Genomic DNA, 20563 nt, shown 5'->3' with positions numbered 1-20563 from the left:
GGGGACGAGGGCGCGATGCAGCCTGACTGATGCGCGGACATGCCGCCGGGGCCAACGCTGAAGTGCGTTGGCCCCGGTGGCGTTGGTCAGAAGGTGTACGGGGTGAAGCGGCGCGGGGGCTCGATCATGAGGCCGAGCAGTCGGTCGAATTCGGCCCTCTCGTCCTTGGTCATGAGCTCGACGGCGTTGCCGAGATTCTTCGTGGTGAGCTGGTCCATGAACGGGGCGAGGAACCGCTGGAAGGCTTCCGGGGCTTCTTCCAGGGTCCGCTTGTACTCCATGTAGCGACTGTGCTGTGCCGCAAACTCTTCAAACTCGGCACGGGTGGCGCGCAAGGCGGTGGCCTGTTCCTCCTTGGTGAAGGGCCGGCTGTCTACGTGGGACCAGGTGTTGGTGTCGCGTCGGTACTTGAAGTTCGAGTCGCAGAGGAGGGCGACGATGTGGGGGCGGATTTCGGTTTCGGGCATACGGGTGCTCCTGGAGAGGGTGTGGTTGGTGGGGCTGTACTTCAAGGGTCTGGAGAATCCCCGGTTTGGCTAACCGGGGATCGTCGGTTACCTTCAGCCGCCCTTCTTTGGTCAGCGCCGCCGGGTTGAGTCGGTCGCGGGCGCCGTCGCCTGCTGTGCGGCGCGCGCCGCAGGCGGTGTGCGCCGGCTCCTTCGGGCGGTCGGGGTGTCAGGGGCGGCGGGCAGGTGGGCGCTGCGGCGCAGGCGCCAGACCAGGACGTCGCTGATCGAGGTGGCGGTGTCGAGCTCGCGGCGGCGGGTGGCGTCGGCTAGCAGGGCGACCGGGTCATGGCCGGCGTTGCGGGCGTCGTCGAGGGTGGCGGCCAGGGCGGGCCAGCCAGGTTCGGACAGAACCTGCTTCGCCAGCTCAGGTAGCGCCTGGCGGACAAGGTTGGCCTGCCGCTGCTGCACACCCAGCGCCAGCCGCTGGCCTCGCAGCCGGAGGACGGCCATGGGGTGGGCTGCCGTGGTCTCGTAGGCGGCGCGCAGGTGCTCCGCAGCCTGGAGAGCGGCTGCTGCCTGCTGGGCGTGGTGCTTCTTGGCGTGCCAGGTGGCGGCGGCGGTGGCGAGGAAGAACGCCATGTCAATGACCATGGCGGTGGTGGCGCCGTCCTCGCTCCGGCCCAGGGCTGGTCCGCTGTGGATCAGGTCGCGGGCGGCTTGGCGCAGGGCGCGGTCGTGGCCGCGTTCGGCGCGTACGTGGGAGCGGGCCGCCCGCTCGAACGCCGTTGCCGCTTCCCGTAGCTGGTGGCGGGTGTGGGCGGCGGAGGTCTTGGCGAGGGCGTCGAGGACCTCGCTGGCGGCGGCGATCTGGGCGGCCACGGCTCCGTCGTCGCCGTGGTCGATGAGGAGGACGGCCTGCCAGAGGGCACCGGTGGCGTGCCGACGGGCGGACGCGGGACCGCTCACCGGGGCGGCGGTCGGCTGGGTCGCCGTACCGGTCCAGCGTTCGCGGATGCGGGGCAGGGAGAGGTCGGGCGCGAGCTTAGACCCGGAGTAGAAAACAGGTGCCCCGTCCTTGTTGCGGTCCTCGGGGAGGGCGACGGTGTATCCGAGGGTGTCGCCGGAGGGTGCGGTCCGGCGGCGGATGAGGAGGCCGGCGGAGGCGAGGCGGTCGAAGAACTCCGTCTCCGAGGCGGTGCCTGCCGCGGCGCGGCGGACGGTCTCGCGCAGTTCCTCGCGGGCGGTGCGGTCCCGGCCCTGGCGCTTGGCTTTGTGGCGTTCGGCGCTGGTGGGGCGTTTGGCGGCGGTGCCGTCTCCGGGCGCCACGCGGTGCAGGTCGTAGTCGGCTTCGATGCGGCGGCATTCGGTTTGGGCGCGCTGGCCGGAGCGGTGGTGGTCGGGCTTGCGGCCGTCTTCGCGGACGAGTGTGGCGATGAGGTGGATGTGGTCGTCGGCGTGGCGGACGGCGGCCCAGCGGCATCCGGCGCCGTCGCCGGGGTCGATGCCGGTGGCGGCGATGACGCGGCGGGCGATGTCCGCCCACTCGGCGTCGGTGAGGGTGCGGTCGCCGGGGGCGGAGCGGACGGAGGCGTGCCAGACGTGCTTGTCCGGTCGCCTGTCTGCGGGGAGGAGGTGGAGGGGTTCGTCGAGCAGCTGTTGGAGGTCCTCCTCGGTGGCGCCGCGGCCGGGGTCGGGGGCGAGGCCGTCGAAGCAGGCGACCAGGTGCGGGTCGGTGTGCTCCTCGCTGCGGCCGGGGCCGTAGAGGTAGGCGATCAGGCCGGCGGTGCTGGTGCCTTGCTTGTGGATGGACGGGATCAAGCGGCCTGGGTTCCTTCGGGGTTGGTCATACGGGTGGTGACGCGGCGGATGTCCTCGGCGGCGAGGAGGACGGCGGCGATGGTGTCGTCGAGTCCTTCAGGGACGACGCCCCGGTGCAGGGCTGTGACCGCCTGGTTGAGGTTGTTGTTGGCGATGCCGAGCTGGCGTCGCAGCAAGAACAGGGTGGTGAGGACGTCCTGGGTGGTGGCGATGACGGCAGCGGTGCGGTCGAGGTCGCGGGCGGCGGCCAGGCCGGAGGTGGCGAGGAAGCCGGCGACGCTCATGCCGACGGCATCGGCGCCGGCGGCGATGCGCAGGTACTCGGGCTCGGTGAGGCGGACGCTGTGGGCGGGGCGCTGCTTGCTGGCGCGGATACGGGGCTTGCCCCGGCGCCTGCCCGGCTGCGGTCCGCCCTCGGCCGCAGCCTCCCCGTCCCGTGCCCCCTGGCGCGGGACGGTGCCCGCCACCCCCGGGGCGGGCTCGGGTTCGGACGCGCCCCCTGCGGGGGAGTGTCCGAACCTCCAACTTGCTGCCCGGTCGGTGGCTGATGTCGAGGCTGCGTGCTGCTGGTCGTCGGGGGAGGGGAGAGCGGGCTGATCGTGCATGGAGGAACTCCTTGCGGTGGAGGTGGATGGGGGTGAGCTGGGCGAGGGGCCCAGCGGCGGGCTCGCCGTACAGCCGTCGGAGTGGCAGACGGGCTGGGTTGTCGCTGGCGTGGCTGAGCGAGTGGGGTCCTACGGGCCAGCTGGAGCCGCTGGTCCGTAGGTCCCCGTTCCGGCGTTCCGTGCCTGACCGGATATCCGGTCAGTCGCTGGGAGCGCTGGTGTCGGCGTCCTGTTCTGCGAGCAGGCGTGTCCTGAGCTCGGTGAGCCGGTCCTCGGCGATGGGCAGCCCTGCGTCGCGTACGGCGTTGCGCAAGATGGAGCGGGTGGCCTTTCCGTGCACGGAGACGGCCTGGCGGCCGATGGCGAGTAGTTCGTCCATTTCGGCGCCGGGAGGGCGACCGTAGCGCTGCGCCATCAGGTCGCCTTCCTCAGCGGACGGCTCCCAGCCGTCGCGGGCGGGGCGCATTTCGTGCAGGGGCGGGTGGAGCTGCACGGATGTGGGCGGCGGGCAGTCGGGATGCTCGTCGGGGTCGGGGTGTTCCCTGGCGTCTTCGTCTTCCGGGCTATGGCTTGCGCCCGACCGGCTGGGTGAAGGGCTCGGCTCGGCGGGGAGTGCGGTGTTCCGGGCCGGGCTGGGCTCGGCCCAGGGCGAAGGCAGCTCGATGGTCGCCAGCGCTACGGCATGGCGGCGGGCGGCGAGCTGCCGCAGCAGGTCTTGGCGCTGGCGGTCGTCGATGGCCACCGCGGCTTGGGCGACGGCCTGCGAGAGCCGTCGTGCGATGCGCCGGCCTTGCCACCGGTTGCGCTTGGCCGGGGTGAGTTCGGCGAGGCGGGTGGCCAGGGCGACGGCCTTGAGGGTGGCGCGGTCGCGAGTGATCTGTGCAGCGTCCCGGTCGCGTTCGGCGATGCCGAGGCGGGAGAGGAGGCGTTCGCGTATCTCGCGGCCGATCTTGGCGAGGATGCTGTGGGACGCGGCTTCCGGCTTGCGGAGACGTAGTTCGATGCCCATGGCTTCGTGCCAGAGCGCCGCGGCCAGCACCGGGCCCACAAAGGCTCGCACCGTGCCGCCGACCAGGCCGGACTCGGCGTACGCGGGAATCACCTGCACGGTGGTGATCACCCAGGTCAGGGTGCCCGGCAAGCCTGGTGCCTGCTTGGGGCCGTGCAGGTTCTGCCGCGCCAGCAGCGCCGTGGCGAACAGGGCGAACTCAGCGGCGGCGAACATGGCGGCGCGTTCGGCCGTGCCTCCCATGTCCAGGTAGTGGGCCGCGAACCGCCAGCTGGTGTCGGCGCTGTAGGCGGTGCAGCCGACCGCGGCCAGCGCAGCCACGATGACCGCGGGCGATCCGGGCCTGCGACTGCCGCTGGTCCGGCGTGTGCGCTGCTTGACCAGCCACGTGATCAGCAGCGCGGAGCTGGTCACCGCGAGGGCGGTGAGGGTGAGGGAAGTGGCGTTCCATTGCCCGAGTGCGGGCAGGGCGAGTGGTGTCATGCAGGGGTCTCCAGAGACCCGCCGCGCGGTGTGGGCGAGGGCGGGCGGTGCGGTGAAGGCGGTGAGGTGGGTGGGCGCCGTCGGTGGGGCCGGAGCTACGAGGCCAGGGGCGCGGCGGGCAGCACGGTCGGACCGGAGGCGGCGGGCGGAACCGTTGGTGTGGAGAGGCGGCTCAGCGACCGGCGGAGCGAGCTGGGTCTGTGCGGCGGGCGCTGTTGCCGCCCGGCACGGTGGCGGGGCGCGGTACAGCCACTTGCCGGGTGCGGGATGCGGCGGCGAGGTCGACGCGGGACGGGTGGGGGATGGCGCGTGGGGCGTTGCCTCGGGCGCCGCCGTCGAGGCCGGTGCGTCGGTTGCGGCAGGGTACGCCTTCGTGGGCGTGGCACCAGGGGCACGGGACGCTGAGGGCGTCGGGCTGTCCTGCGGCGGTGGCGGCTTCGCGGGCGGCACGGGCGGGCCGGTACTGGGCGAGCTGGGCGCGTGCTGCGGGAGGGATCACGGATCCGACGGAGCGCAGGCGGGCCTCGACATCGGGGTGCGGGCCGGCGGTGAGCTGGCGGAGGGTGGACGGCGCTGCGTGGCCGACGGCGACAGCGCGCCGGGCGCCGAGCAGTTCGGACCGCCAGGCGGCCGGGTCGTCCGGGTCGGCGGCCGGGGTGGGATCGGTGTGCCGCTCCAGGCGGTCGCGGCGGTAGGCAGCCCACTTGCGGGCGACGTCCACCGGCAGGACCGGATAGGGCGAGGCGACGATATGGGCCCGTACCGCTTCGCGGGCGTCCCAGCCGTGGGCGGTCGTGGCGGGCACGTCGTGCAGGAGTTCGTGCCACTGGGCGATCCGGTCAAGGGCAGTGCCGGTGTCCGTATGGGTGGTGCGGGGGTCGAGGCACCCGATGTAGGCGAGCAGGGTGGCGATTTCGCGGCGGTCCAGGGTGGTCACTCCGTTCCGGTGGGGGTGTTGCGGGCTTCGAGTTCGGTGAGGGCGTTGAGCAGGGCGGTGGCGTGCTGTTCGGCGCGGGTCTTCCCCGCCGCAGGAGCGGTGGAGGCACCGCCGCCGGGCAGGGAGCGGAGGTACGGGCGGCCAGCAGCAGGGGTGCGTTCGCGGGTGATCCACTCGCGCCAGTCGGCGGACCAGGCGCCGGCGGTGCGTGGTGCCCAGACCGTCCGGTAGGTGCGCCACTTCTCGTCGGCGGCCCGTAGGGCGTGCTCGCCGAGCCGGTCGAAGTGGCCTTGTTGCCGCAGCCACGCCTGGGTGGCGTCGTCGATGCGCCACTGGGCGGCGGGGATGAGCGGAGAGCTGCTGCTGCTCTTACTACCGTTCACCTTTGGTTCACTACTGTTCTGGGGGTCGGATTCCGGCCCCCTCCCGGGTCGGATTCCGTTCCCCCCGGGGGTTGGATTCCGCTCCCCCGGGCCGGTTTCCGGCCCCCCTACAAGCGGCTTCGCAGGGCCGGATTCCGACCCTGCGGGGGTCGGAATCCGCTCCCCCTCCAGGGCCTGCTCGGCGAGGAACCGGGCCGCGTCGGGGAGGTGGTAGTAGCGCTCGCCGCGAGGTCCCTGGCGGTCGTCGAGCCACACCAGCTCGCCGCTGGCGATCAGCTTGTCGAGGGCGGCCCGGACGGCGCTGCGGGAGGCGTTGGCCCGCTTCATGAGGGCGGTGACCGAGGCGTACGCGATGCATCGGTCATCGACGCACCGATCGGCGATCAGGACGAGGATCAGGCGGGCGGTGCCCTTGCTGCGGCTGTGGTCCCACACCCATGCGCGGGCGTCGTGACTCATCGGGTGGCGGCTCCTTGGTGAGGGCGGGCAGGGGGTAGCCCGCTTCGGGGTGAGGGGAGGGGGAGTGTGCGGGTGACGGCGAGGCTGCGGCACGAGGCGCGCGCTGCTCAGCCCCGGGCTCGACATGCCGGTCTTGCCGTGCCCCGGATTCAGCGTTCGGGGCACATGGACAAGACAGCCACATCCGTTCGCGCAAGTCCAGCATTCCGCCGTGAAGGCAAACAGCCCACGGCGAACACGTCCTTGCGTCCACATAAAAACGGTAGATCCGAATCCCCGGTTGACGAAATAGTGCAGGAAATCTCAGGGATGAATTGGGGCAAGCCGTAACGCTTCGACAGCGCGCACCGCTGGCGTGCCCGCCGATGCCACCCGCCAGACCCTCTGGGCAGGTCAGAGGCTTGCCCCATTCCCGCGTCCACCAAGCGGCCGGTCTGACGATCCGTTATTTGGTCAACCGGGAACCCCGTGCTATGTTTCGCAATTTTTCTGCGGCAGGGTAGGGGACCTGACAAGGAAACGGGGGAATATAACAGCGGATCCCCGGTTACCGAAACCGGGGATCCGGAGTTACAACAGACCCATGCCGCCAACACCTCTGGAAATCGGTCCGGCCGGAAAGCGGGCTGCCCGCGCCATCGAGCGAGCCCGCACCGCCCGCGGTGTCGCCCAACGTCAGCTGGCAGCCCGCGCCACCGCGCTGGGCCACCCCATGACCGTCACGACCATCTCCCGCATCGAACGCCGCCGGCGCCGCTGCGACGTCGACGGCCTCGTCGCCATCGCCGCTGCACTCGGCGTCTCCCCGCTCGTGCTGCTCCAGCCCGCCCCGTAGCAGCACGAACCAGGCCCGCAGCAGTGCCAGGGCCGCCGTGTGCCCCCTCGCAGACCATCTGCCCACTCCAGAACCGCAGCCGAACCCTCGGCCTGCTCCGCCGTACCGGATGAGGATCCTTCTTGCGCCAATCGCCCATGGTCACTACCTGCCCCGACGCCTCTGCCCTTCCCCGACTCTTCCGCCCCGAGGAAATAGCCCATGCTCTCGGCTGCTCTGCCTGGTGGGTCAAGGACCGGGCCAGCCGCGGACGCATCCCGTTCACCCGCGTCGGGCGCGCGTACCGCTTCACCGCCGAGCACCTCGCGGAGATCATCCGCCTCAACGAAGTACGGCCGGCCATGGCGCCCGAACCTGCCGTGTCCTCCCTCCGGATGGCGCCGCCACGTGCGGCAGCACCATCCGCCCGCCTTCGTGCCCGTCGGCCCCGCCGCGCACGCCAGGACGACTTCGACACCACTGCGTAGCCGACGAGCAACCAGGAGAGGGGGAAGCAGTGGGCTTCGCGGAGAAGCGCAGCAACTACTGGCGCGCTCGTTACAAGACAGCGCCCGGAAAGCACAACACGGTCGTCGACTCGACCGGAACGACCATCAAGTTCGCCACCAAGCGAGAGGCCAAGCGGGCTGCCGACGAGGCGGAGATCGGCTTCCGACGCGGCGACGTACGTGACCCGTCGCTGGGCCAAGAGACGTTCGCTGAGTACGCGAGCCGCTGGTACGAGGCCCAGGACCTGGCCGCGTCCACCATGCAGAACTACCGGCGCCACATCGAGGAGCACCTGCTCCCCGCCTTCGAGGACAAGGCGCTCGGCGGCATCCTCCGCACCGACGTGGCGCTCTGGGAGAAGCAGGAACGTGCCTCCTACGCCGCCTCCAGCGTCAAGACCTGGCGGGCCACGCTCCACCTGATCCTCGCCGACGCCGTCGACGAGGGCCTCATCGACGCCAACCCGGCCGCCAAGCGGCGCGGGCGCGGCAAGCGGGCCGGACGCTCCGCCGACCGCGGTCCGGAGAAGGTGGTCACCGACGCACTCGGCGCCCTGCTGATCGCCGAGCGGGCTGCCCTGCTCTCCGGTCGGGACGACGAGTTCGTGGCCGTGGTCCTCAAGGCATACACCGGCATGCGCTGGGGCGAAATCGTCGGCCTGGAGACTGAGTTCGCCCGCAGAGGGGCGGTCCGCGTCGAGTGGCAGCTGTACGAACTTGACTCGGGAGTGATGGTCCGCTGCCCGCCCAAGGACGATAGCTACCGCACCATCGACACCCCTGACTGGCTCTCCGCCCTGGTGGCCGACCACATCGCGCGCACGAAGCCGACGCCCTGCCCATGCCACACGCGGACCTACGTCTTCCAGGGCCAGGGATCCGCCCGCACTGGCGGTCACCAGGGGGCGAAGCTGGTGGACGTCGCGCGCCGCGCCGGCGTCTCCGCCGGTACGGTCTCCAACGTCCTCAACCACCCCGACCGTGTCCGCGACGACACCCGCGCCCGGGTCGAGACCGCCATCGGCGACCTGGGCTTCGTACGAGGCGGGGCACCGACCACGAACGCCGCGCACTGGCGCCGCAACGGCTTCGCCACCTGGCTGTTCCACCCGGCCACCACAGGCTGGTACCCGAAGAAGGCCCCCCAGGAGCCGCGCCCCGTTCCCCTGCTCGGCGATCCCTTCCCGGGTATCCCGGTCCGAGGCCGCAACGCCCAGGGGCGAGCCGACTCCTGCTGGCTCCCGATTGCCAAGGGCCTGACCCCGCACGGCCTGCGCCATTCCCACCGCACCCATATGGAGGACCTCGGCACGGAGAAGGTCCTCATGGACGAACGCATGGGCCACCTCGACGGCTCGGTGTCCGCCCGCTACGCCCACGTCACGCCCGGCATGCGGCGGCGCCTCATGGTCGGCCTCACTGAACAGTGGGAGGCAGCCCTTGATGCCCGCCTTGCGATGCGCCCCACCTCGCCGGTCAGGGTGCTTGACGTGCTACTTCGAGCACATGCCTCGTCGCGGCAGCCGTAGAACGGGTGTCGCGCCCATGTTCACCCGGGCGCGACACCATCACATTTGCCCAGGCAGGGTCAGGTCAGTACGCGCATCGCGAGTACGGAGCCGTCCTGATGGATGGAGATTGGGCCGTCCCACTTTGAGTCCCACCCGAGGAGCGGCCACGCCTCCCGCTGGGCGTGGACCTCGGTGCGGTACCGCTCCAACTGGCCGTTCTCGAGATGGTGGAAGAGGTCCTTCGCGACTCCGGAGAACGCCTCGACCCGTGTCCTGTTGAGACGGAAGACGTGATCGGTGCCGACGAAGTCGATGCCGTGGAGCTGTACGTACGCGTCCTGGACGCTGTCGGTGGCGGCATGGATCAGGCCCGTGAAGTGGCGCTGTCCCTGCCTCTTGGTCAGATACTGCGCAGTGGCCGTGCCGTCTCCGGCGAAGGCCGTCAGGCCGGCGGCGGCGGTTCGGGCGAGGACGCGCCGAAACCACGGATAGTGCTCGGGCTGCACCTGGAACCCCGGCTCGGGCGCCGGCGGGGCGTCGCCCTCGGAGGGCCGCTGGATTCCCGGGTAGATGTTCTCGTCGTCGACGGGTTGATCGAGGTCGTTGTCGGGGGCATCCGGTGCGCGGTTCAGCCGGCCGCCGGTTCCTCGTGCCTGCAAGGCGTGCACCGTGAGGGAGCCCTCGGTCGGAAGCTCCGTACTGAACACCAAGGCCGGCGTCTCGTTCCACGCGCCGATGTGGACTGCCTCGACATGGGCGGAGGCGGACGCCAGCTGGGTGTGCGACGTGGCGGCGTTGCTGTGGTTCCCCTTGCAGGCGATCGGGATGGCCAACGACGGCTCGCCGGGCTTCCAGACCTCGGCGAAGAACTGCGGCCGGTAGCGGTAGCCGGATCGCGGCCCGGAGTCACGGCTGGTGAGGGCCCAGCCGGCCCGCAGCGCGGTGTCGGCGGGGACGATCGAGATCGAGTGATCCGGGTAGCGGCGGCCCAGGAGCTGTCGGGCGAGAGTCAGGGCGAAGCCGGTGCCGAGTTCCCCGGACTGGATCGCCTTGTAGTAGTCCGCGGTCTCCCGGCCTTCTGCCGAGAGCGTCATGAAGGACTCGGCGCCGCCGGTCAGAGCCTGGCTGTACTTCAGGCACCCCCAGTGTTCCGCGAGCCCGCGGCTGGCCCCTCGCCGGGACAGGGCGATGGCTTGGCCGAGGGTGTGCAGGACGTCCCAGGGCGTGAGCTGGACTGTCCGGTCCAGCTCCTTCGTGGGTATGGGATGCAGACCAGACTTGCGCCGGAGCTCTTCGAGTTCCTTCTCTTCGCGGGCCTTGTCGTCCTCGGCGGCGGCCTCATTGACCTTGCCGACCAGCCCGGTGCTGGAATGAGCGGAGATGTTGGACGGCTGGACGAGCTCCTTCAGTACGTCAGCGGCTGGCTTCAACCTGTTCCCCTTACGGCTCGCTCGGGTGTGACAGACCAACATCGGAAGCTAAATGCCGGAAGAGGGGCGCGCACAGGGCGTACGTGCGCACGGCACTGCCGCAGGGCCCTGTTGCTGAGAGAGCGAGCCATGGCCAACAGGCGCTCTTACGCCTGCGGAGTTCCTCACCCACACTGGCGGCCGACACCAGGGGGAGGAATCGGGTGGCAGCTCGTAAGCCGAAGCGCCGGTCGTCCCGGCGCAAGCGCAGGGACGACCGGCTCGCTGCGGGAGCCGTCGGAGGTATCGCTGTCCTCGGCGTGCTCACGTCGTCATGGGCCGTGATCTGGCCCTACCTCGTCGGGACTCTGGTCATCCTGGCGGTGACCGCGGGAGGCTGGTGGCTGTGGAAGACGGACCGGCTCATCCGCAGCGGTGACCGGACGTGGCGCCATGAGGACGCGGTCCTCACCGGCCACCGGACCCTCACCGAAGTCGACGCGATGGACGGAACGGACTTCGAGGAGTTCGTGGCCGGCCTGTGCCGACGGGACGGATGCACCGACGTGCGCCGGGTTGGTCGCTCGCACGACGACAGCGCGGACGTCCGCGGACAGCTGCCCGACGGCCGGACCATGGTGATCCAGTGCAAGCGCTACAACCCGAAGCGGAAGATCTCCAACAGCGAGGTCCGCAACCTCCTCGGCTCCCAAGTCCACTTCGGCGCCGACGTCGCGATCTTCGTGACCACCACCTACTTCAGCGGCCCTGCCGAGCGCTGCGCCGTGCAGAACGGCGTCCTGGCCGTCCACCGCGACCACCTCGGCCTGTGGAACAACGGCGCCGCACTGTCCTCCCTCGCCTCCATCAACGGCTCCGGCCAGGGAGACCGCCAACACCGCGCCCGCCGGAAGAACACGTACGGATAGCCGGAGCAGCGGATTCTGCCGTTGACGGCCTCCAGTAGTCGTCGGACTGGCTCAATGGACCCATGGAGATCGGAGAGCACTGGGCCTATCGAGCAAGGCCGAAGGAACTGGGTGGTGCACTGCGCCGAGTGGAGATCGTCCGAGTGGGCGGCGCCGGCAGATCCGGGAGCGTCCACGTGCGCTTCTTGGATGGTGACGCGGCCGGCCTCCAGGAATGGGTGAACCCCCACTGTCTGCTCGTCCTCTGGGCTGACGTGGACTCCTTCCGGGCGGACGACGCGGCGGAGCTGGCCCTGGCCGAGGCATCCAGGGCAGTGCGGGGAAGCGCCGAATTCGAGGCGGCCCGTATGATCCTCGGCTTCGTCCGACCCAAGGGCCGACTACGCCTGCGGAAGGCGGTGGCCGACGCCGGCGTCCTGGAGCTCGGGCACCTCGACGAGACCGCGCCACTCGTCGGCATGAACGCTGCCCAACTGCGCAACGACCCCATGCTCCACGAGGACCGCAAAGGCTGCTCCCTGGTGGGCTGGCCGATCACCGAGCGGATCGCACGCCAGGCCGCCCAGCGGCTGGCCGACGAGATCCTCCCGGAGGTCGACCAGCGGCAACGAGCCATGGAAGAGGAGCGTGACCGATCCTCCTGGTACGGCTACCAGCGACGGGACGACCGAAAGCTGGACGCTGAGAAGGAAGCCCTGCGCACGGTGCGGGAATGGTGCGGACAGGAGCAGGCAGAGCGCCACGACGAACTGGTGGCCCTGAGGTCGGAGGTGCTACGACTCGGGGAACTGGTCGAGCGCGCCGTGAAGACGCTCCGCGACCGGGGCCACGGCGTCATCGCCTCCACCATTGAGCGCGACCTGGGCGTCCATATCTCCACCCTTGGTCCAGACGTTCGTCGCTGAACGCCCGCGAGCGCTCCGGCTCCGGCCGTACCTCGGGCTGGGCCGGAGCGGGCTTCGATGGCAGCTTCTCCTTCTCGGGACGATGCGGGTGCCAGCCGTCGAGGAACGGACGAAGCTGGTCACCCGTCGGCTCCGCGTGGAAGTTCCGCCCGCGGAGCCCCTTCCGGCCCAGGACGGGATCGAGTCGGTCTGCCTCTGACCGCCCCCAGGCCGACCACTCCCGAAGACTCTCCGCCTCGACAGGGTCCTCCGCCTGGGTAGCGGCCTCATCCAGCGCGTCGCAGAAGGCCCGCATCTCACCGGCGGCCCGCCACTGGTCCAGAGCCGTCCCGAACGTCTCGGCCCGCGCCGCGTCCACCGCCTTGATCGAAGCCACGCTGACCGCGGCCTCCCACTTCTCCTGACGCCGCTGCCGCTTCTCCGCTTCCAGCCGTTGGCGCTCGGCTTCCTGCCGCGCCCGCTCCTCCCGCAGCCGACGCTGCTCCGCCTCGCGTTCCTCCCTCAGGCGGCGCTGCTCCGCCTCATACTTCAGCCTGGCCCGCTCCTGCTCCTGCGCACGTGCCTTCAGCACCTTGAAGACCTCGTCGATTTGCTCCTCGAGCGGCCTCTTGTCGGTGTCGGCCCACTCCGTCGTGATGCCGAGGCGCAACTCAAGCTCCCCGGATGGCTCGGACCGGTGCGCCGGCGTCACCCGCTGCCAGTCGTACGTGCGTCGGCCCGGCTGCTTGGGCACGTACCGGACCTGCCTCTGCCGCTCACGGAAGCTGATCTCGTACGTGATGCCATGGACGGTGAGCAGCGGCCGCGGCTGCTTGCGCTTCCTGGACACCGCGATCTCGCCATGGAGGGCGAAAACCCGCTCGGCGAACAGCCGAAGCAGCGACAGAACCCGGGGGAGCACCTCCTCCGACACTTCGAAGGCACTGTGGTCCTTCTCGACCGCGGCGATCACATCGTCGATGTCGGTCAACGTCCTGCTGCGCGCGAGCCGGATGCGGTTCCACTCCGTGTCATCCTCGCCGCTCACCCGCAGCAGGCCGAAGCAGATGTCCCCCTTGGCACGCCCGGTGTACTTCAGGTGGTACCCCTCAGGAGCACACTGCCTCGCCGCGTCGAACGCCCGCCGGTACCGGGCACGCTCGGCCTCACCCGGATCCGGGATGCGCAGGAAGCGCCCGGCCTGTTGCACCTCCGCGATCAAGGCCGCCCCGATGTCCGCGGGGGAGGGCTGCGGAGCCTTGGGCGCACGCTGAGCACGAGGCTTTGGCTCGGCTGGGGCCTCGGGCTCGGGAGGCTCAGACTCGTGGGGCGCCGTGGCGGCCGCCGTCGTACGGGACCTCCGTGGCGCGGGTTCAGGCCGGTCCGGATGATGACCGTGCTGGAGGTAGAACCGCCCCTCCTCGGCGATCTCCGCCTTCCACCGCCCACCTTCCTTCGGCATGGTGATGAGGCCCCGCTCCTTCAGGACCCGTGCGGTGCGGGCGAGGTCCGGAGAGTCAGAGGTGACGGGATCAGTGCCCTCCGCGATGCGCGTGAGGAGGGCGAGCTGGCGATCGTTGAGCGGCGTCCAACGGTGCATGTGATCGTCGTACCGTCAGTGCTCCGGTGCGCACAAGCTCCGCGGTGGGCTTCCTGGGGTCAGTTGCCGAGGAGGGACTTCAGGGCATCTACGGACAGGCGCAGACCCGGATCTGCTGCTCCTGCGTCGAAGTGGAGGCCCTCGGTTGCCAGGACGTCGGAGGGAGGGTCTTTGCGTGTGGTGTCGGTCCAGCGGAAGCCGGAGCTGACGCGGCCCGCCGAGTTGAGGACCCGCCAGGCGTTGGGGCACTGGCCGCAGGTGGCCAGGTGGGTGCCGACCGGGACGCGTGGCTGCCGTCTCGCCGTTGGTCAGAACAGACGCACATCGACGGGCACCCCGGTCTCCGCCGCGTTGCTGATCTCGACAGGCACAGGGACGCCGAGCTGGATCGCGGTTGGTGTGTAAAGGTCGGCGGTGACCTCGGGCGTACTGAGGGAAACGAGGAGTGCGTAAGGCACTGAGCGGCCTATGCGGTCGCTGCTGTTGTGGTACTTCCACCAGCCGCCAGCCGGAAAGACCGAGAGGACGCCGCAGTCGGCCAGGTCGCGGGCAGTACCCTGCCAGATGTCCGCGTGCAGGGAGCCTCGGTCACGGTTGGTCCGGCCGACCAGCCAGTCCCTATCAGTATCGAAGGGCTGGATCTTGGTACGGGCGTCATCCTCTGCCTGGGCGTGCTGCGCGATGCGCTGTTCGAATGCATTCACGGTCTCGGTAGGGCCCTTGAGAGCAAACCGCAGACGGTGCGAGGCATAGGTGTGCTGACCCAGCATGCCTCGACGGCCGGGGTTGGGCTCGACGAAGTAGGAGAGTGTCACACGCAGCCTGACATCTGCTGCATCGAGTTCGAGTAGCTGCTCGCGGGGCCACGGCAACTCGTGGAGCTTGAGCTCACCGAGCTGGATCGACTTGTCGTCACGGCGGAACGGGATCAACGAGTTCTGGACGATCAGGGTGACCGCGTTCGTGGTGCTCGCCAGAACGCGTTCTTCTGTGGGGACGCCCCAGCCGTAGCGGCGCAGCAGCGTGCGCGCTAGCTTGCCAGCACCGATTTTGCGGCGGCCGTTGCGGTTGTAGACACCCTCCACCATGGCTGGGGTCCACTCCGCTTCATGGACGAGCAGGCCGCGGATGGCTTCGGGTCGCAGGTCGGGATAACGGGCGTACGCGAGGGCTGCGAGGCGAGCTGCTTGAGCCGTGGCTGGGCTGGTCGCATGCACGGTGGTCAGGTGCCGGCCGAGGTTGCGACGGTCCGTGGTGGTCAGCTGCACGATCTCGTGGCCGGTGACTTGGGTGAGGCCAGCGTCGACGAGAAGGTTGCCGCCTTCCATGACGATGTCTGGCTTGATGGGGGCTGCCTCGGGGAACTGCACGGAGGTTCGGCTGTGAGGGGAGAGTTGGCCGGGGGCGGCCACAGGGCGAAACCCCTCGTAGCTTGGGTGTATAGGGACGTCACTGCGCTCTGTGTAGGCACCTACGGTCAGGATGTTCCACGCTTGTGCAGGGTCTTCGATACGGGAAGTGTCACACAGAGTGAGGTGATCGATACTTCCATCGGAGCTCACGAGATCGGCCGCGCGGTGATCTCGGACGTTGCCAGCTGAGACGACGATCAGCCGTGACAGTTCGGGCTCGGGTGGCCCGATCAGGTCAAGCCGGTCGTCGGTTACGACGACGTCCGTGCCTGCGGCCAGGGCATCCAGGGACGCGGACCACAAGGTGGCGGTGCCGTCGGTACCGCCCATGCCATCGCCGGATTCCACGGTTACAGCCATGGAATAGACGCGGCTGCGGGGAAACTCGGGTTGGGCGGTTTCTGCGGTGGTCACGGCGACTGCGGTGACCTCGCCGAACGGGCGCGGCTGGTGTTTGGCCGAGCGCGGCAGGATCTTCACTGACTCGAGGTGGTGCTCCAGCGAGACCGGCCCGTGTGAGTTGAGTGCCGCTTCGAGAGCGTCGCCGAACAAGGCTATGCCGCTCATCTGGGTCCCGTGGCCGGCATTGTCGTCGGGTCCTTCTCCCTCGATGACGCTATGGGCTCCGACGATAGAGGCGCGCAGCAGTGCATGTTCCTGGTCGATGCCGGTGTCCAGCAAGGTCACGGCCGGCGCTCCTGAGGCAGCGGGGCGTAGCCGACTGGCGAGATCGAGGACGAAGCCGTGGTGAAGATCGCGCAGCTCGCGGCTGTGGAATTCTTCGGCGAAGGTGGGCTTGCGGATCTCAGACGGGCAGGCGTTGGTGGTCAGCACCCTGGCGAGCTCGCGCGTGGTGGTTCTCACCTGTGCCACGCGGAAGTGGCCGATTCCGATACTGCGGCGCAGCATCGGCCAGCCGTGGGCCTCGGCCAGGGCGCGGAGGGACTCCACCTGGTCTGCGTCAGTGAGCGTGGGATCGAACCACAGCTCCCACCAGGCCTGTTTGTCCAACCCTGGGAGTGGCTCCTCTTCCTGCCACAGGCTCCGGATGGTGGCCTGCTCGATCTGTTCGATGTTGGCAATCAGCGCGTTGTTCTTGGGCCTCCCGTGGCGGGTGTCTTCGGTGAACTGGCCAATCTTCTTCAGGAGGGCCGGGGCGGCGCCGTCTGGAATCCACACCACGGCGTCCTGCGGGTGCGTCTCGGTGGCAGGGCGCACGTTCATCAGCGACAGGCCGGAGCTGTCCAGGGAGTCAAGCTTGAGTTCCGCGTCCGGCGCCGCCTCGATGCGGACAGCGAACCCGTCGGCGCGGAGGGCGGGCGGCGTCGCGTGCTGTTCAATGCGAGCGGCTTCCTGGGCTGCAGCAAGGTCCCCGGTGAGCCTTCGAACGTGAGCGGCCCGGCTGCCGGAACGATCGACAATCGTCTTCGCACCGCCCCCTCCCCTTGGGGGCTTGGGGGTGAGGGTTCGTGCGACCCAGGGGACGAGCAGGTGGGAGGCGCGTGGTGCAGGGCCCTCAGGCATGACGCAGGGAGTGCCTTTCTTCTAGGGCTTCCCTGAGGTGCCGGGCGTTGATCACGTCGCTGCCCCCCAGAATCGCCCGTTTGGCGGCCGACTCGGACGCCTTGACCAGTTCTGCGTGGCTCAGCCGTTCAGTGAGAGCGGCTAGGTCAGGCCACGCTACAGCGGAGGTGTCCATCGCGGCGAGCCTTCTCCTGAGAACCTCGATCGCCTGGTCAGGGGAGGGCGGGGCGTACAGGATCGCTAGGTCGAATCGACGGAACAGGGCGCCATCGAGCAGATGCCGGTGGTTAGTGGCGGCCACAACGAGTGATTCGGCGGGAGCCTGGTCGAGGAAGAGAAGGAAGGAGTTGAGAATGCGGCGGGCTTCGCCGACATCGTTACTTGCGGCGCGATCTGCTCCCAGGGCGTCGAACTCGTCGAAGAGATAGACGGCGCGGGTCTCGGCCGCAGCGTCGAACACCAAGCGGAGCTTGGAGGCGGTCTCGCCCATAAAGCGGCTGATCAGGCCATCCAGGCGGATGGTGAACAGCGGCAGCCCGAGTTCCTTTGCCAGTGCGGCCGCGGTCATACTCTTCCCGGTTCCTGGGGGGCCGGACAATAGGAGACGGTGGACCGGGGTGAAGCCGAATCGCTCTAGTTTGCTTCGCTGGCGCTGCTCATGCAGGACCTTCTCCAGCAATGCTCGGGGCTCGTCCGCGAGCGTCATGTCCGACAGGCGGATGTCTGGGTAGTCCGCCGTCAGCAGGCTCGCGAGTTCGCCGCGCGGCTGCACCACTGGCGTGGGGGTCGGCCGACGGGTGATCTTCTGGGCGCGCGAGGAGTCGATCAACTCCCGGAGCTCAGTCGCGAGCCGGGTATGGCCCTGGCGTGCAGACTTGGCCACAACCTGGAGGGCGATGCTGTAAAAGCGGTCGTCGTCACCCTCGGCATGGGCGCTGAGCAGCGCTTTTAGATGGTCGGCGCTGGCAGTCATCGTCCACGCCTCCCTAGCGATTCGTCCTTCCAACCTAGCGAGGGCCTCCGACAAGCGCGCTCCCAGGACGTCCCCCGCTTCTAGGGGCCCGCCTCATCGTAGTTCTTCCCATCGGTCGAGGTTCTCTCTTCGACGCGAAGAAGCGACGGATCCCTGCCGGATCGGCGATGAGGGGGACAGGGAGCTACTCCATTCCGCATGTCTTATCCGATCCCAGTCCGCTGGCTTGCTCAAGGCCCCGAGCCGGCGGAGCGGCCCACGTCGTGATGTGCGACGACACCGGCTGCGTTGAGCATCGCTGCTGTCGGCGACGGTTGAACCCCTCCAATCCGGCGCCCTCGCCGAATCGACGTGTGGCGATCGTGGCTGCGGGAGACTGGTGCCATGGGAGAGGCAGCACGGCGGAGGGCGGCGGCTGCGCGTCGCCCAGCTACAGGCGAGAGCAACATCAGGGACGCGGCTCCTGGCGAGGGGCAGCGGGTGCGTCACCTGCTCACCCGATACATCGGAGGCGAGGATTCTGATGATGCGGCTGAGCGGATCGACCGCCCCCATAGAAGCAACGACGGACTGTGGATCCAGCTTGTTGCCGAGCGGGACGGAGTGATCGTGGGTGCGCTGACGGCTGGCGACATCTTCGGTAAACCGCATATCCGGGAGCAATCCGGGGCGGCGGCGATGATCGGTCGCCACGCCGAACTCAGCAACCTCGTCGTTCACCCCGAAGCGCGAGGCCAGGGCTTGGGCTTTCGTCTCCTGGCTGAGGCGGAGCGCCGCTACATGGACGCCGGCTACCAGCTCTTCTCGGGCGAGTTCGTCGCGCGACGCCCGCATCTGCGGGACTACTACGAGCGAGCCGGTTTCGCCGTCGGCAAACCGGGCCGCCCGGTGGTGATCATCTTCGGCTCCCAAATGGTGTCCCCACTCGAACCACACGACGACGCGTGCCTCATCTGGAAGTGCATGCGTACTGGACCGACGGTTGTGGACTTCTCGTCCGTCTCGGCGGCGGAGGGCCCTCGACTCATCGAGCAGGCGATCCGCGCCGCCCGCGAGGGCGTCCCCGCCGACGCTTCCTGATTGGCTCTCTGTGGGAGCCAATCAGGAGTCGGCTCCCAGATGGCTCCCAAGACAGGTGCAAACGCCAGTCAGGGGCCTGACCCGCGATGCGGATCAGGCCCCTGACCTGGTCTTACGAAGTCGGGGTGGCGGGATTTGAACCCACGACCTCTTCGTCCCGAACGAAGCGCGCTGCCAAGCTGCGCTACACCCCGATCGTCGCCCTGAAGTGTTGCTGTCCTGGCGACATCGATTACTTTAGCGGACCTCTCGCCGGAGACGAAATCCGGTTTTCGCGGAGCGGGCGCCGGGGCCCTACTCCTTCGGGGCCAGCGTCAGGAGCGTCGCCTCCGGCGGGCAGGCGAAGCGGACCGGGGTGAAGCGGTTGGTGCCGCAGCCGGCCGAGACGTGCAGGTAGGAGCGGTGGCCCGCCGCCTCGTGCGTGGACAGCCCCTTCACCCGCTCCGTGTCCAGGTCGCAGTTGGTGACCAGCGCCCCGTAGAAGGGGATGCACAGCTGTCCGCCGTGGGTGTGGCCCGCGAGGATCAGCGGGTACCGGTCGGCGGTGAAGGATTCGAGGACGCGCAGGTACGGGGCGTGCACCACGGCCAGCGAGAAGTCCGCGTCCGCCTCCGGTCCGCCGGCGACGCTCTCGTAGCGGTCCCGCTTGATGTGCGGGTCGTCGAGCCCGGTGAAGGCCAGCTCCAGCCCTTCCAGCTTCATCCGGGCCCGGGTGTTGGTGAGGTTCAGCCAGCCCGCCGCGTCGAAGGCGTCCCGCATCTCCTCCCACGGGTTGTGCACGGCGCCGACGACCGGCTTGTTGCCGTTCAGCCCGTGCCGGCCCTGGACCTTCTCGACCAGGTAGCGCCCGGGGTTGCGCAGCCGCGGGCCGTAGTAGTCGTTCGACCCGAAGACGTACACGCCGGGGAAGGACATCAGCGGGCCGAGGGCGTCGAGGACCTCGGGGACACCCTCGGTGTCCGAGAGGTTGTCGCCGGTGTTCACGACGAAGTCGGGGCGCAGGCCGGCCAGCGACTGCAGCCAGGCGCGCTTCTTGCGCTGCCCGCCGACCATGTGAATGTCCGAGACCTGGAGCACGCGCAGCGGGCGCATCCCCCGGGGAAGCACCGGCACCGTGACCCGGCGCAGCCGGAAGGACCGCGCCTCGAAACCGGCGGCGTAGGCCACACCCGCGGCCCCCACCGCAGCGATTCCGGCAGCCGCTTTCAGTGGTACTCCGTAACGCGCACGCATGGACCCATCGTCGCAGACGGGAAAACACGTGAGCGCCACCGTCCCCGCACCTGGCACACTCACCTGCATGACCACGCTCAAGGCCAAGCTCCAGGAAGACCTCACCACCGCCATCAAGGCGCGCGACGAGCTGCACTCGTCCACGCTGCGCCTGACCCTTTCCGCCATCACCAAGGAGGAGGTCGCGGGCAAGGAGGCCCGCGTGCTCTCCGACGAGGAAGTCCTCAAGGTGATCGCCAAGGAGGCGAAGAAGCGCCGCGAGGCCGCGGATGCGTTCGCGCAGGGTGGTCGTCCCGAGCAGGCCGCGCGCGAGAGCGCCGAGGGCGAGTTCCTGGACACCTACCTGCCCAAGCAGCTCTCCGACGAGGAGCTTGCCGGGATCGTGGCGGAGGCCGTCGAGGAGGCCCGGTCGGCGGGTGCCGAGGGGCCGCGGGCCATGGGCGCCGTCATGAAGATCGTGAACCCGAAGGTCGCCGGTCTGGCGGAGGGCGGGCGTGTCGCCGCCGCCGTGAAGAAGGCGCTCGCCTAAGAGGTCCCGAAAG

At 69.5% G+C, this 20563-nt stretch carries 18 protein-coding genes and 1 tRNA gene; 7 read left to right on the top strand and 12 right to left on the bottom strand.

What is annotated here, in order from left to right:
• Positions 1–86: 86 nt before the first annotated feature.
• The 6 genes from E6U81_RS16840 to E6U81_RS16815 all read right to left on the bottom strand — a co-directional run bounded on the left by E6U81_RS16840 (position 87) and on the right by E6U81_RS16815 (position 6143).
• Positions 87–467, bottom strand: a complete 381-nt coding sequence (locus tag E6U81_RS16840; protein ID WP_136230894.1) for a hypothetical protein — start codon at positions 465–467, stop codon at positions 87–89.
• A 111-nt stretch (positions 468–578) separates the two neighbouring features.
• A complete protein-coding gene (locus E6U81_RS16835; protein WP_136230893.1) occupies positions 579–2267 on the bottom strand; it encodes a relaxase/mobilization nuclease domain-containing protein in 1689 nt (562 codons plus the stop codon).
• A complete protein-coding gene (locus tag E6U81_RS16830) occupies positions 2264–2734 on the bottom strand; it encodes a plasmid mobilization relaxosome protein MobC (protein WP_136230892.1) in 471 nt (156 codons plus the stop codon). The genes E6U81_RS16835 and E6U81_RS16830 overlap by 4 nt, the downstream gene beginning before the upstream one ends.
• Before the next feature lie 337 nt (positions 2735–3071).
• Positions 3072–4364 (bottom strand): hypothetical protein, encoded by a 1293-nt coding sequence (locus E6U81_RS16825; RefSeq protein WP_136230891.1) that lies wholly within the window; start codon positions 4362–4364, stop codon positions 3072–3074.
• A 172-nt stretch (positions 4365–4536) separates the two neighbouring features.
• Positions 4537–5292, bottom strand: coding sequence for a hypothetical protein (locus E6U81_RS16820; RefSeq protein ID WP_240803870.1), 756 nt, complete (start codon positions 5290–5292; stop codon positions 4537–4539).
• A gap of 5 nt (positions 5293–5297) precedes the next feature.
• A complete protein-coding gene (locus E6U81_RS16815) occupies positions 5298–6143 on the bottom strand; it encodes a helix-turn-helix domain-containing protein (protein ID WP_136230890.1) in 846 nt (281 codons plus the stop codon).
• A 583-nt stretch (positions 6144–6726) separates the two neighbouring features.
• Here E6U81_RS16815 and E6U81_RS16810 point away from each other — a divergent pair.
• The 3 genes from E6U81_RS16810 to E6U81_RS16800 all read left to right on the top strand — a co-directional run bounded on the left by E6U81_RS16810 (position 6727) and on the right by E6U81_RS16800 (position 8995).
• The gene (locus E6U81_RS16810; protein WP_136230889.1) at positions 6727–6978 is read left to right on the top strand and encodes a helix-turn-helix transcriptional regulator; all 252 of its coding nucleotides are present in this window, start codon (positions 6727–6729) and stop codon (positions 6976–6978) included.
• Between the two features lie 137 nt (positions 6979–7115).
• Positions 7116–7445 (top strand): helix-turn-helix domain-containing protein, encoded by a 330-nt coding sequence (locus E6U81_RS41045; RefSeq protein ID WP_136231015.1) that lies wholly within the window; start codon positions 7116–7118, stop codon positions 7443–7445.
• A gap of 29 nt (positions 7446–7474) precedes the next feature.
• On the top strand, positions 7475–8995 hold the full coding sequence (locus E6U81_RS16800) for a LacI family DNA-binding transcriptional regulator (protein WP_136230888.1): 1521 nt from the start codon (positions 7475–7477) through the stop codon (positions 8993–8995).
• A gap of 59 nt (positions 8996–9054) precedes the next feature.
• Here the strand turns inward: E6U81_RS16800 and E6U81_RS16795 are convergent, their stop codons facing one another.
• A complete protein-coding gene (locus E6U81_RS16795; RefSeq protein ID WP_206309952.1) occupies positions 9055–10407 on the bottom strand; it encodes a hypothetical protein in 1353 nt (450 codons plus the stop codon).
• Positions 10408–10610: 203 nt separating this feature from the next.
• On the opposite strand from E6U81_RS16795, the gene E6U81_RS16790 reads away from it, so the two are divergent.
• Positions 10611–11315: a restriction endonuclease gene (locus tag E6U81_RS16790; RefSeq protein WP_240803855.1), complete on the top strand. Its 705-nt coding sequence runs from the start codon at positions 10611–10613 to the stop codon at positions 11313–11315.
• Between the two features lie 62 nt (positions 11316–11377).
• A complete protein-coding gene (locus E6U81_RS16785) occupies positions 11378–12220 on the top strand; it encodes a PE-PGRS family protein (RefSeq protein ID WP_136230886.1) in 843 nt (280 codons plus the stop codon).
• Here the strand turns inward: E6U81_RS16785 and E6U81_RS16780 are convergent.
• The 3 genes from E6U81_RS16780 to E6U81_RS16770 form a co-directional block, all read right to left on the bottom strand.
• Positions 12150–13799 (bottom strand): PE-PGRS family protein, encoded by a 1650-nt coding sequence (locus E6U81_RS16780; RefSeq protein ID WP_136230885.1) that lies wholly within the window; start codon positions 13797–13799, stop codon positions 12150–12152. The two genes, E6U81_RS16785 and E6U81_RS16780, sit on opposite strands and share 71 nt — an antisense overlap.
• A gap of 308 nt (positions 13800–14107) precedes the next feature.
• A complete protein-coding gene (locus tag E6U81_RS16775) occupies positions 14108–16735 on the bottom strand; it encodes a S8 family peptidase (protein ID WP_136230884.1) in 2628 nt (875 codons plus the stop codon).
• Positions 16728–17708 (bottom strand): ATP-binding protein, encoded by a 981-nt coding sequence (locus E6U81_RS16770; RefSeq protein ID WP_136230883.1) that lies wholly within the window; start codon positions 17706–17708, stop codon positions 16728–16730. Before E6U81_RS16770 ends, E6U81_RS16775 begins: the two co-directional genes overlap by 8 nt.
• A 480-nt stretch (positions 17709–18188) precedes the next feature.
• Between E6U81_RS16770 and E6U81_RS16765 the strand changes: the two genes are divergently transcribed.
• Positions 18189–18788: a GNAT family N-acetyltransferase gene (locus E6U81_RS16765; protein WP_168714646.1), complete on the top strand. Its 600-nt coding sequence runs from the start codon at positions 18189–18191 to the stop codon at positions 18786–18788.
• 120 nt (positions 18789–18908) lie between these two features.
• Here E6U81_RS16765 and E6U81_RS16760 read toward each other — a convergent pair.
• Both E6U81_RS16760 and E6U81_RS16755 read right to left on the bottom strand, forming a co-directional pair.
• A tRNA-Pro gene (locus E6U81_RS16760) sits at positions 18909–18982 on the bottom strand.
• A 100-nt stretch (positions 18983–19082) separates the two neighbouring features.
• The gene (locus E6U81_RS16755) at positions 19083–20021 is read right to left on the bottom strand and encodes a metallophosphoesterase (RefSeq protein WP_136230881.1); all 939 of its coding nucleotides are present in this window, start codon (positions 20019–20021) and stop codon (positions 19083–19085) included.
• A gap of 67 nt (positions 20022–20088) precedes the next feature.
• Between E6U81_RS16755 and E6U81_RS16750 the strand changes: the two genes are divergently transcribed.
• Positions 20089–20550 (top strand): GatB/YqeY domain-containing protein, encoded by a 462-nt coding sequence (locus tag E6U81_RS16750; protein ID WP_136230880.1) that lies wholly within the window; start codon positions 20089–20091, stop codon positions 20548–20550.
• The last annotated feature ends 13 nt before the right edge of the window (positions 20551–20563 follow it).

It is taken from the genome of Streptomyces sp. A0592, assembly GCF_004795115.1.
GTDB classification, from domain to species: Bacteria; Actinomycetota; Actinomycetes; order Streptomycetales; family Streptomycetaceae; genus Streptomyces; species Streptomyces erythrochromogenes.
The sequence above is the reverse complement of the archived record's forward strand: the minus strand, read 5'-3'. Positions and strand labels throughout refer to the sequence as shown.